This is a genomic window from Pseudomonas sp. SCPG-7, assembly GCF_002156405.1.
In the GTDB taxonomy this organism is placed as follows: domain Bacteria; phylum Pseudomonadota; class Gammaproteobacteria; order Pseudomonadales; family Pseudomonadaceae; genus Aquipseudomonas; species Aquipseudomonas parakoreensis.
Genome location: NZ_MVOO01000030.1, coordinates 17,953 through 30,862 on the forward strand (window position 1 = coordinate 17,953; position 12,910 = coordinate 30,862).

The following is a 12,910-nucleotide window of genomic DNA, read 5'->3' on the forward strand; positions in this document are numbered from 1 at the left end:
GCGATGGGGCCAGCTCAGTCAATACACATCAGCGCTGCATGCCCCAGCGTTTTACAGTGACCCGCTCCAGCGTGTCGAACACCAGATTCTCCACCAGCAACCCGATCAGGATCACCACCGCCAATCCGGCAAACACCTTGTCGGTGTACAGCTCATTGCGGTTCTGGAAGATGTACCAGCCTAACCCGCCCTTGCCGCTGGTGGCGCCGAACACCAGCTCGGCGGCGATCAGCGTGCGCCAGGCAAACGCCCAGCCGATTTTCAGCCCGGCGAGGATCGACGGCAGCGCTGCCGGGATCAGGATGAACAGCACAAAACGCATGCCCTTCAGCCCGTAGTTACGCCCGGCCATGCGCAGGGTTTCCGAGACGCCGAGAAAGCCTGCGTAGGTGTTCAACGCCAGCGCCCACAGCACCGAATGCACCAGCACGAAAATCAGGCTGTTCTGCCCCAGTCCAAACCAAAGTAGTGCCAGCGGCAGCAAGGCAATCGCCGGCAGCGGGTTGAACATCGAGGTCAGGGTGCTCAGCAGATCCCGACCAAACTGGGTCGACACCGCCAGTGTGGTCAGGGCGAATGCCAGGACGATGCCGATCAGATAGCCCTTGATCAGCACCACCAGCGATATCCACACCTTGCCCAGCAGCTCGCCGCTGAGCAGGCCGTCGTACAGCGCGTGGCCGGTCTGCAGAACGCTCGGCAGCAGCAGGTCGTTGTTCTGCACCCGGGCGATCACTTCCCAGAGGATCGCCAGCAGAATCAGGATCACACTCTTACGCAGCCAGCCCTGTTGCCACAGGCGCTGCGCCAACGGCAATTCGCGCTCAAGCGGCACGCTGGTCAATGGTTCAAGGACGGTTTCAAACTCTTGTCGTACAGACGATGGTTGGCTCATCGGGCAATCCTCCAGAACGCTCAATAAGCGATACGAATGTCGTTGAAGTCATGGTCACGCTCGGTCTCCGGCGACTGGCCTTCATCGAACAGCAAGCGGTGAATGCGCCGTGCCGATTCCTGAAACGCCACGCCGCCGAGGCTTTGCAGATCGTATTGATGGCTGTGCACCTCAGCGCGTACCCGCCCCGGATGTGGCGACAGCAGCAGGATGCGATTGCCGACCACCAGCGCCTCTTCAATCGAGTGGGTGACGAACAGCAAGGTGAAGCGCACTTCTTCCCAGAGCAGCAGCAATTCTTCCTGCATCTTGCGCCGGGTCAGCGCATCCAGCGCGGCGAATGGCTCGTCCATCAGAAGGATTTTCGGCTGCATCGCCAACGCCCGGGCAATCGCCACCCGCGCCTTCATGCCGCCGGACAAGGTGTGAGGATAGGCGTCGGCAAACGCCGCCAGTCCGACTTTTTCCAGATAGTGCAGCGCGCGTTGTTCAGCGTCTTTTTTGTTCAAGGTTCGTGAGGCCAGCAGCGGAAACATCACGTTCTGTTTCACGGTTTTCCACGGCGGCAGTTGATCGAACTCCTGGAACACTACGATCCGGTCCGGACCGGGTCCCTCGACCCGCTGACCTTGCAGGCGAATCTCGCCTTCGCTCGGTGCGATGAAACCGGCAGCGGCCTTGAGCAAAGTCGACTTGCCGCAGCCGGACGGGCCGAGCAGCACAAAGCGGTCCGCCGGATCGATTTCGAAGCTGACCTGATGGGTGGCCCGCACCACCCGTTGCGGAGTGCGGTATTCGAGGCTGACGTTATCCACCGCCAGCAGCGCTTGCGTGCTGGCGACCGGGTTGCTGGCCGCGTGGCCTTGCAAAGGGGCGTTCATCTCGATCAGCTCCCCTGCAGCGGTTTGGCGTCCTGGAAGAAGTAGTCCTTCCACGACTCGGGTTTGTTCTTGATCGCGCCGACGCGGTAGAGGAATTCGGCCAGCGGATAGGTATTTTTCGGCGTGACGCTGAATTCGAATTGCGGGTTGTCGATGATTTTCAGCAGCTCGGCGCGGTCGATCTTGGCCTTGGTCACGCGGATGTAGGTGTCCGCTGCCGCGCCCTTATCGTTCTGCGCAAATTGCGCGGCTTCGCTCAGCGCTTCGACGAAGGCCTTGTAGGTTTTCGGGTTCTCGTTGCGGAATTTCTCGGTGGCAAACAGCACCGTCGGCGAGTTCGGGCCGAGGATGTCGTAGGAGTTGAGCACCACGTGCACGTTGGAATTCTGCAGCGCCTGATCCTGGAACGGCGGGTTGGAGAAATGCCCGGTCAGCTCGGTGCCGCCGGCAATCAGCGCAGCGGTCGCATCCGGGTGCGGCACGGCGATGGTGTACTTGTCGAGGCGATTGAATTCCTTGTCTCCCCATTGTTTGGCCGCGGCGAATTGCAGGAAGCGCGACTGCACCGACACGCCCACCGCCGGCACCGCAATGCGGTCCTTCTCGGTGAAGTCGGCAATGGTTTTGACCTTGGGATTGTTGCTGACCAGGTAGTACGGGAAGTTGCCGAGCGAGGCGACTGCCTTGACGTTCTGCTTGCCGTGGGTGCGATCCCAGATGGTCAGCAGCGGGCCGACGCCGGCGCCGGCAATGTCGATAGAACCCGACAACAGCGCATCGTTGACCGCCGCGCCGCCCGAGAGCTGCGTCCAGTCGACCTTGATGTCGAGACCTTCCTGCTTGCCGTACTTCTCGATCAGGCCCTGATCGCGCACCACGTTGAGCAATAAATAGACAATCCCGAACTGTTCGGCGATGCGGATTTCACCTTCGGCGTGGGCCACGGTTGGCACCACCAGGCTACCGGCAAGCAGGCTGAAACCCAGGCCGATGGCCGCCGCCAGCGGTGCAAATGGAAGACGTTTGGACATGATCGAATCTCCGGCAAATCAGAAAGGCGCGTCGCCCTGGATGGTCGTGCGATACAGCTTGCGGCGCAGGTGCGCGGGGCAGCCCGCGGCAAGGTGGATCAGCGAACGGTTGTCCCAGAACACCATGTCGTGGGGCTGCCACTGATGGCGGTAGATGTTTTGCGGCAGCACGCTGTGGGCGTAGAGCTCGGCCAGCAGTTGTTTGCTCTCGTCTTCCGGCAGGCCGACGATGCGGGTGGTGAAGCCCTCGCTGACGAACAACGCCTTGCGGCCGTTTTCCGGGTGAGTGCGAACGATCGGGTGTACCACTTCGGCGACCTGCGCCAGCTGTTCCGGGGTCAGGGTCGGACGCCAGTTGCCTTCGAATTTTGTTTCGCTGTAGCGCGCGGTGTAGGAATGCGCGGCCGAGCGGCCTTCCACGGCTTTGCGCAGGGCCTCGGGCAGGCTGTCCCAGGCTTTGTGCATGTCGGCAAACAGGGTGTCGCCGCCCTCGGACGGCAACTCCTGGGCGTGCAGCATCGAGCCAAGGCTCGGCAGCTCCTTATAGGAAAGATCCGAATGCCAGAACTTGCCGGCATCGCCGAGGCCGATGTTCTGGCCGTTCTCGACGATGTTGGAAACGATGAGGATTTCCGGGTGATTGGCCAGCAGGAACTGCTTGAGCACGTGGATCTGCAGCACGCCGAAGAGGCGGCTGAAATCGATCTGCTGTTGCGGGGTGATGCGCTGGTCGCGGAACACCACGACATGGTGATCCAGATGCGCGCGATGAATGCGGGCGAAGTCCTGATCGTTGACCGGCCGGGTCAGGTCCAGGCCGATGATCTCGGCACCGACGGCACCGCTGAACGGACGGATTTCAAAGCTTTGCGGCGCGGCAGTCGCGGCGCTTGGGGTGGCAGTAGCTGCGGACATCTTTCAATCTCCCACGCACGGCGCGCTCACAGGCGCGCACGTCGATCAGACACTCACGCTGGATTGCGTGTCGGTTCAGGTCGTGCGGCGCGCCGATTGGTCGGCAGGTACGCAGGTGGGTGACTTTAAAGCTATAAGAACTGGAAATTAAATACCGTTAATGAATAACGATATGGCGGATGGTGAGGAATGGACGGGATGGTGAGTGACGATTTGTGTCACTTCTAGGCGTAATGGGGCAACTTTACTGGCGCCTTCGCTGGCAAGCCAGCTCCCACAGTTTCCGATGACGAGCACACAATCGTGTTCCAGCCGAAAACTCTGTGGGAGCTGGCTTGCCAGCGATGAGGCGGTAATGACCACTAGAGAATTAACGCTCGTGCAGTGCCTCGGCCCGCGCCCGAATGATCGGCTTGAGCAGATAGCTCAGCACCGACTTCTTGCCGGTGATGATATCCACCGACGCGACCATCCCCGGAATGATCAGCAGCGGCTTGTCATCGGTGCCCAAGTGGCTGCGCTCGGTGCGCACCTTGATCATGTAGTAGGTGGTTTTCTTGTCTTCGTCGGTGATGGTGTCGGCGCCAATCTGCTCCAGTTTGGCTTTCAGTCCGCCGTAAATGGTGTAGTCGTACGCGGTGAATTTGACGATCGCTTCCTGCCCCGGATGCAGGAAGGCAATGTCCTGCGGGCGGATCTTGGCTTCGACCAGCAAGGTGTCGTCCAGCGGCACGATTTCCACCATGTCGCTGCCCGGCTGGATCACGCCGCCAATGGTGTTGACCAGCAACTTGTTGACGATGCCGCGCACCGGCGAGGTGACCAGCGTCCGGCTAACCCGGTCTTCCAGCGCTTTGCCGGTGGCCTGGGCCTTGTTCAGGTCGGTGCGGGCTTCGTTGAGCTGAGTCAGCGCTTCGCTGCGGAATTTGCCGCGCGTCTCGTCGATCTTGCGTTGTACTTCCTTGATCGCCGATTCGGCGCGCGGGATGGCCAGCGTGGTGGCGTCGAGCTGACCACGGGTTTCGACTTCGGCACGCTTGAGGCGCAGCACTTCCACCGGCGATACGGCACCCTGTGCCACCAGTGGTTCGGACATGTTGATTTCCTGGCGCTGCAGGCCCAGTTGCTGACGATATTGCGCTTGCTTGGAACTGAATTCGCGCAGTTCTTGCTGACGCTGAATCAGTTGTTCCTGCAGGCCACCGATTTCGTCATGCAATTGCTGACGACGGCTGATGTACAACGACTCTTCGCTTTTCGCCTGACCCGGCACGGCTTTGAGCACGTCTTCCGGGAAGTTCAGCGGACGGTCATCGACCTCGGCGCTCAGGCGTTCGACGCGCAACAGCATCGACAGGCGATCAGCTTCGGTTTCGCCGACGTTGGAAGCAAATCGCGTATCGTCCAGGCGAATCAGCGGTGCGCCGGCCTCGACGATCTGGCCTTCCTTGACGAACATTTCCGAAACGATCCCGCCCTCCAGGTTCTGGATTTTCTGGATCTTCGACGACGGAATCGCCTTGCCGTCGCCCTTGGTCACTTCGTCGATCACGGCGAAGTTGGCCCACAGCAGCAGGAACAGGAAGAAGCCGATGATTGCCCAGATGGTCAGGCGCACGACGCGCGGGGCGTCCTCGATCAGCGCTTTGTTGACCTCCGGCAGCGGCTGGCCCTGCAGCGAGGCAGAACCCTTGAAGTAGCGACGGATCGACTCTTTGACACCCGACTTAAGCAACACTGATCTGCCCCTTCTTCAACGCTTCCATCACGGCGGCTTTCGGGCCATCGGCGAGAATCTGTCCACGGTCGACCACCAGCAGCCGGTCGACCAGCGACAGCAGCGAGGCCCGGTGCGTCACCAGCACCACGGTCTTGTTTTCAACGACGGCGGCCAGGCGTTGCTTGAGGCGTTCTTCGCCGGTGTTGTCCATGGCGCTGGTCGGTTCGTCGAGCAGCAGGATCGGCGGGTTGAGCAGCAGCGCCCGCGCCAGTGCGACGTTCTGCCGTTGGCCGCCGGACAGGTTCTGCCCGCGTTCACCGACTTGCAGTTCATAACCCTGCGGATGCAGGCGGGCGAATTCGTGCACGCCCGCGAGCTCTGCGGCTTGCAGCACCAGTTCGTCTTCGACATAACGCGCGCCGGAAACCAGATTGTCGCGCAGGGTACCGGCGAGCAGCTGGATGTCCTGCGGCACGTAGCCGATGTTGTAGCGCAGCTCGCTGACGTCGATCTGGCGGATGTCGACGCCATCTACCAGCAGTGCGCCGTCATCCGGTTGGTACAGGCCGACCAGCAGTTTCGCCAGCGAACTCTTGCCCGAACCGCTGCGGCCGATGATGCCGATCTTCTCGCCGGGACGGATCACCAGGTTGATGTTCTTCAGCGCCGGGTTCTGCTGTTCCGGGTAGGTGAAGTTCAACTGACGGCACTCGATCGCGCCTTGCAGCACCTTGCGGCTCAGCGGACGCTCTTCAAAATTGCGCTCCTGCGGCAGCTCCATCATCTGGTCAACCGAGGTCATGGTCACCCGCGCCTGCTGGTAGCGGGTCAACAGACCGGACAACGACGCCAGTGGGCTGAGCGCACGGCCGCTGAGCATGTAGCAAGCAATCAGACCGCCCATGCTCAGGTTGCCGGCGATGATCTGGTACACGCCGAAGACGATCATGATCACCCCGGCCAGTTGCTGGATCAGCAGGGTGATGTTCATCGCCAGACCGGAGAGCATTTTCACCCGCAGTTCGAGGCGGCTGAGGGTGCCGATGGTCTGCTCCCACTGATACTGGCGTTCGCTTTCGGCGTTGTTGACCTTGACCGCGTCGAGGCCGGCGAGGGTTTCGATCAGGCTCGACTGACGCTCGGCGCCCAGCGCCATAGTGCGTTCCATGGTCGCGACCAGCGGCTTCTGCAACGCATAGCCGATCAACAGCGCAATCGGGAACGCCAGCACCGGAATCCACACCAGATGCCCGCCGAGAATCGCGATGACGATGAAGATCAGGATGGTGAACGGCAGGTCGATCAGGCTGGTCAGGGTCAGCGAGGCGAGGAAGTCGCGCAGGCTCTGAAACTCATGGATGTTCTGCGCGAAGCTGCCGACCCGCGCCGGGCGGTACTTCATGGCCATGCCGACGATGCGCTCGAACAGCGTCGCGGAGATGATCAGGTCGGTTTTCTTGCCGGCCAGATCCAGGCACAGGCTGCGCAGGCTTTTGAGGATCAGGTCGAAGATGTAGGCACCGGTGATGCCCAGCGCCAGCACCCACAGGGTCGCTTCGGCCTGGTTCGGCACCACGCGGTCGTAGACGTTCATCACGAACAGCGGCGCGGCCATGGCGATGATGTTGATCAGAAAACTCGCGGCGATCGCATCGGCGTACAGCCAGCGCGAACGCTTGAGGGTGTCGCGGAACCACGAGCGCGCACGCGGGATCAGCGTGCCGTGGTTGACGTCGAATTTGTGCTGCGGCTGGGCGAAGAACACTTTGCCGGTGTAGTCGTCGGCCAGCAGTTCGCGGCTGACCACCGATTCGCCGCCGTCGCTTTCGCTGAGCAGCACCCGGGCTTCGTTGTCACCTTGCCAGCCGAGCAGGACGGCGCTGCGGCCATCCTTGAGCAGCAACAGCGCCGGCATGGCAATCGCCGGAATCTCTTCCAGCTTGCGTTGCAGCACCCGACCCTGCAGCCCGGCGCGAGCCGCTGCGCGGGGCAGCAACTCGACGCTCAGGCGCTGCTTGGGCAGAGGCAGACCGGTGGTGAGCATCGCCGCACTGGCGGGTTTCTGGTGCAGCATGCACAGAGCGAGCAGACCATCCAGCAACGGATCGTCGTGCATCGCGCGCGGATCATGAATGAGTTGAACTCGACTGACTTCTGATTCCACGCTCGGCACTCTTGGCTAACAATTGAACAATGAAGGTTCTGCTCAATTCATACCCGGCAGTTGGACCTTCGGCTTCACATCGTTCTGCACGACGGATGCCAACGGTGCGACCACTCCCTGGCTCTTGAGCAACTCGCCCATGGTCGCCTTGATTCGATACTGAGTAAATAACTGAATGTTCTTGATCTCAGCCAGACGGCGCGAAGCGGTGAACAACTCGTTTTCGCTGTCGAGCAAATCCAGCAAGGTCCGCTCGCCGAGGCTGAACTGACGCTGGTAGGCGGTACGCACGGCGGTGCTGTGATCAACGTACTGCTGAGCGATCGGCACCTGCGCATTGGCGTTGTTCAGAGCGTTCCAGGCCAGACCCAGTTCTTCGTTCAATTGACGCAGGGCGTTGTTGCGGATGTCCAGCGCCTGGTTTGACAGGTACGACTTGGATTCCAGATCGGCCTTGTTGCTGCCGCCCGAATACAGGTTGAAGCGCATGCGCAGCATGGCCTGCCACTCGTTGTTGTGGCCGTTCTGACCGTCGAGATCGTTGTCGGCGGTGCGACCCAGCTCGGCATCGAAACGTGGGTAGAAGGTCGACTTGGCGGTTTCGTACTGCTTCTCGGCAGCAGCGATATCGGACTCGGCCGAGCGCAGGATCGGGCTGTTTTCCAGCATCTGCTGCCGCGCTTCATTGAGGTTGGCCGGCATCATCGCCATGAACGGCGCCGGACGCTCCAACTGGTCAGGCATCTGGCCGACGGCACTGAGAAAGTTGGTCTCGGAGTCGGCGAGGTTGGTCTGCTCGGTGATCAGGTTATTGCGCGCCTGGGCCATCCGCGCTTCGGCCTGATCGAGGTCGGCACCACTGCCGACGCCGCGCTGGGTGCGCAGCTGAATCTGGTCGTAGATGCGCTGATGGCTCTTGAGGTTTTCTTCGGCCAGACGCACGAATTCGCGGCGGGTCAACACGTCCAGGTACACCTGGGCGACGGTCAGCGCGGTGCGCTCGGAAGTCCCCAGCAGGGAGTAGGCGCGCGAGTTGACGGTGGCTTGTTGACGCCCGACTTCGCTCGACGTCGCAAAACCGTCAAAGACCATTTGCGAGAGACGTAAACTTGACTCACTGCGGTTCAGCGTCTCCCAGTGGTTGCCGCCACCGTTGGCGCGCGTGGTCACGCTGTCGGTGCCCTCACGGCCATAACCACCCAGCAGGTCGACCTTGGGCAGGTATCCACCTTTCGCAGCCTTTAACTGATAATCCGCGGCCAGACGACTGTTGACCCCTGCCTGGATTTCCGGATGGACATCCAGTGCCTGTTGCATGGCTTCCGGTAAGGATTGTGCATGGGCGAAAGAGGCGGCCAGAGCGAAGGGTAGAGCCTTGAACAAGTGCAAACGCATGGTAAAGATTTCCCAGGACTTCTTGTCTTGAATCACAGCAAAACGTGCTGCTGCGTCGGATGATTGGCAACCGGAATGACCGTATGTCGGAAAGTTCAAAATAGGAACTGGATCACACGCTGAGGGACAGGTCGCCGCGGAAATATCAATGTGACATTAGTGGGGCGATTGTTTAGGATGGCACCCAGAAGGTCAATAGTTTGGCATAAAGTTAATAGCGAAAGAATCTAGCCAAAATATTGACGAAAAGAAGCGTCAAACTTGATTCGCAAATTTTAAAAGTACGTCCAGACTGAATCGGCGCCGAAGCCATCAGGCAATGGAAGTCAACTGAACGTAACACCCGGAGAGTCTTCAATGAGCAGTGTTGTTGCCATCGTCAAAAGCATTGTCGGTCAGGTATTCGTGGTATCCCCCGAGGGTGTACGCCGCGTGCTCGTTGAAGGCGATCGCCTGTTCGTCGGCGACCAGATCGACACTGGCCTCTCCGGCGCTGTATCGCTGGAACTGGCGGATGGCCGCACCCTGGACCTGGGTCGCGAAACGCAGTGGAGCGCCAACGCGCCCGACTCCAGCACGGACCTGGCCGAAGCCACCGCGCAGGCCGCACCTTCTGTAGCCGAGTTGCAGCAGGCCATCGCCGCCGGTGCCGACCCGACCACTGCTCTTGAAGCCACCGCTGCCGGCGCGACCGCCGCGGGGACTGGCGGCGCGGCAGGCGGCGGCCACAGCTTCGTGATGCTCGACGCCACTGCTGGCCGCGTCGACCCGACCATCGGCTTCCCGACCGCGGGCATCAACGCCGGTGCGCAAGCGGCGCAGAACATCACCGGTGGCCAGACCACCGACACCACCACCAACGCTCTGCGTGAGTCGACCCTGAGCCTCAGCGCCACGCCGACCATCACCGAAGCCGGCGGCGTGTTGGTGTACACCGCGACCCTGACCCAGGCGCCGCTGACCGACCTGACCATCACCCTGTCCAACGGCTCGGTGATCGTGATTCCAGCCGGCTCCACCACCGGCACCGTCAACGTGCCGTTGGCGCCGAACGACACCGTTTATAACGACCCGACCCAGATCGACGTGACCGTCACCGGCACCACCGGCGGCAACGGCATCACCGTGACCCCGCCGACCACTCCGGCCACGACCCAGGTCACCGACACCATCGACACCACCACCGTCACCCTGACCGCTGGCAGCAGCGTCACTGAAGGCGGCCAGATCACCTACACCGCGACCCTGACCAACCCGGCACAGACGCCTGTCACCGTTACCCTGTCCAACGGCTCGACCATCACCATCGAAGCCGGCCAGACCACGGGCACTGTCAACGTGCCAACCGCGCCGAATGACGTCTATAACAACGGCAGCACCGTCACTACCACCATTACCGGTGCCAGTGGCGGCAACTTCGAGAATCTGGTGCCGAACACGTCGCCAGCCGTGACGAACATCGTCGATTCGCGCGACACCACCGGCCTAACCCTGACCGCTACCGGCAGCGTGGTTGAAGGTGGCCAGATCACCTACACCGCGACCCTGACCAACCCGGCGCAGACGCCGGTCACCGTCACCCTGTCCAATGGCTCGACCATCACCATCGAAGCCGGACAGACCACGGGCACCATCAATGTGCCGACTGCGCCAAACGACGTCTATAACAACGGCGGCACCGTCAGCACCACGATTACCGGTGCTACCGGCGGCAACTTCGAGAACCTGGTGCCAAACACGACGCCAGCGACCACCACCGTCACTGACTCCATCGACACCACCAACCTGTCGCTGAGTGCCACCGGTAGCGTGGCTGAAGGCGGCTCGATCGTTTACACCGCAACCCTGACCAATCCGGCCGGTACCCCGGTGACCGTGACGTTGAGCAACGGCTCCGTCATCACCATCGAAGCTGGCAAGACCACCGGTACCGTGACCGTTCCCGCGCCTGCGGATGACGTCTACAAAGACGCCGGCAAAGTCGAAGTCAGCATCACCGGCACCAGCGGTGGCAATTTCGAGAACCTGGTACCAAGTACCGTTCCAGCCGTCACCGAAGTCACCGACACCATCGACACTTCGACGGTCAAACTGACTGCCGATACCTCGGTCGCTGAAGGCGGCACCGTCACTTACACCGCCACCGTAGGCGCGCCTGTCACCGGTTCGCCAGTGACCGTGACCCTGGCGAACGGCCAGACCATCACCATCGAAGTCGGCAAGACCACCGGCACCGTGACTACCACCGCACCGAACGATGCGCTGACCGGCAACCCGCCGCTGACCAACGCCATCACCAACGTCAGTGGCGGTAACTACGAGAACCTCGTCGCCGACAAAGCCCCGGTTTCGACCACCGTCACCGACACCGTCGACACCACTAACCTGTCGCTGACTGCGACCGGTTCCGTCGCTGAAGGCGGCTCGATCGTCTACACCGCGACCCTGACCAACGCTGCCGGTTCGCCGGTCTCCGTGACCCTGAGCAACGGCGCCGTCATCACCATCGAAGCCGGTAAGACCACCGGCACCGTGACCGTTCCGGCACCAGCCGATGACGTCTACAAAGACGCCGGCAAAGTTGAAGTCAGCATTTCCGGCACCACCGGCGGCAATTTCGAGAACCTCGTTCCGAGCACCGTGCCGGCTGTCACCGAAGTGACTGACACCATCGATACCTCGACCGTCAAACTGACCGCTGACACCTCGGTCGCCGAGGGCGGCACGGTGACTTACACCGCTACGGTTGGTGCACCCGTGACCGGTTCGCCGGTTGTCGTGACTCTGGCGAACGGCCAGACCATCACCATCGAAGTGGGCAAAACCACTGGCACCGTGACCACCACCGCGCCGAACGACGCGTTGAACGGTCACGAGCCAGTGACCAACGCGATCACTGACGTGAGCGGGGGCAACTACGAGAATCTGGTCGCTGACAAAACTCCGGTTTCGACCAGCGTCACCGACACCGTCGACACCACCAACCTGTCGCTCACCGCCACCGGTTCCGTGGCTGAAGGCGGTTCGATCGTCTACACCGCGACCCTGACCAACCCGGCGGGCACTCCGGTAACCGTGACCTTGAGCAATGGCTCGGTCATCACCATCGAAGCCGGTAAAACTACTGGCACCGTGACTGTTCCAGCCCCGGCTGATGACGTCTACAAAGACGCCGGCAAGGTTGAAGTCACGATCAAGGATGCGTCCGGCGGCAACTTCGAAAATCTGGTACCGAGCACCGTCCCGGCCGTGACCGAAGTCACCGACACCATCGATACCTCTACCGTGAAGCTCAGCGCCGATACTTCGGTGGCTGAAGGTGGCACCGTCACTTACACCGCCACAGTCGGCGCACCGGTCACCGGTTCACCGGTTGTTGTAACCCTGGCCAACGGTCAGACGATCACCATCGAAGTGGGCAAAACCACTGGCACCGTGACCACCACCGCGCCGAACGACGCGTTGAACGGTCACGAGCCACTGACCAACGCGATCACTGACGTGAGCGGTGGCAATTACGAAAATCTGGTCGCTGACAAAACTCCGGTTTCGACCAGCGTCACCGACACCGTCGACACCACCAACCTGTCGCTCACCGCCACCGGTTCCGTCGCTGAAGGCGGCTCGATCGTTTACACCGCGACCTTGACCAATCCAGCGGGCACACCAGTCACCGTGACCCTGAGCAACGGTTCGGTGATCACTATTGAAGCAGGTAAAACGACCGGCACCGTGACCGTTCCAGCACCAGCCGATGACGTTTACAAAGACGCTGGCAAGGTTGAAGTGACCATCAAGGATGCTGCGGGCGGCAACTTCGAGAACCTGGTACCAAGTACCGTTCCAGCCGTCACTGAAGTCACCGACACCATCGACACCTCGACCGTGAAACTCACGGCCGATACCTCG

Annotated in this window: 8 protein-coding genes; 1 reads left to right on the forward strand and 7 read right to left on the reverse strand. The window is 61.3% G+C overall.

Annotated elements, in window-relative coordinates; genetic code table 11:
• Positions 1-28: 28 nt before the first annotated feature.
• From B1722_RS27720 to B1722_RS27750, 7 genes are all read right to left on the reverse strand, one after another.
• Complete coding sequence (locus B1722_RS27720) at positions 29-895, reverse strand: ABC transporter permease (RefSeq protein ID WP_086794972.1); 867 nt, start codon at positions 893-895, stop codon at positions 29-31.
• Positions 896-915: 20 nt separating this feature from the next.
• Positions 916-1,776, reverse strand: a complete 861-nt coding sequence (locus B1722_RS27725; RefSeq protein WP_041070929.1) for an ABC transporter ATP-binding protein — start codon at positions 1,774-1,776, stop codon at positions 916-918.
• Between the two features lie 5 nt (positions 1,777-1,781).
• Positions 1,782-2,807, reverse strand: a complete 1,026-nt coding sequence (locus tag B1722_RS27730; protein WP_086794973.1) for an ABC transporter substrate-binding protein — start codon at positions 2,805-2,807, stop codon at positions 1,782-1,784.
• Positions 2,808-2,825: 18 nt separating this feature from the next.
• A complete protein-coding gene (locus B1722_RS27735) occupies positions 2,826-3,722 on the reverse strand; it encodes a TauD/TfdA family dioxygenase (protein WP_086794974.1) in 897 nt (298 codons plus the stop codon).
• A gap of 370 nt (positions 3,723-4,092) precedes the next feature.
• On the reverse strand, positions 4,093-5,460 hold the full coding sequence (locus B1722_RS27740) for an HlyD family type I secretion periplasmic adaptor subunit (RefSeq protein WP_041070920.1): 1,368 nt from the start codon (positions 5,458-5,460) through the stop codon (positions 4,093-4,095).
• Positions 5,450-7,606 (reverse strand): type I secretion system permease/ATPase, encoded by a 2,157-nt coding sequence (locus B1722_RS27745; protein WP_027611114.1) that lies wholly within the window; start codon positions 7,604-7,606, stop codon positions 5,450-5,452. The genes B1722_RS27740 and B1722_RS27745 overlap by 11 nt, the downstream gene beginning before the upstream one ends.
• 42 nt (positions 7,607-7,648) lie before the next feature.
• On the reverse strand, positions 7,649-9,001 hold the full coding sequence (locus B1722_RS27750; protein WP_041070916.1) for a TolC family outer membrane protein: 1,353 nt from the start codon (positions 8,999-9,001) through the stop codon (positions 7,649-7,651).
• Positions 9,002-9,358: 357 nt separating this feature from the next.
• Here B1722_RS27750 and B1722_RS27755 point away from each other — a divergent pair.
• On the forward strand, positions 9,359-12,910 hold a 3,552-nt coding region (locus tag B1722_RS27755), incomplete at its 3' end, for a retention module-containing protein (RefSeq protein ID WP_140396053.1).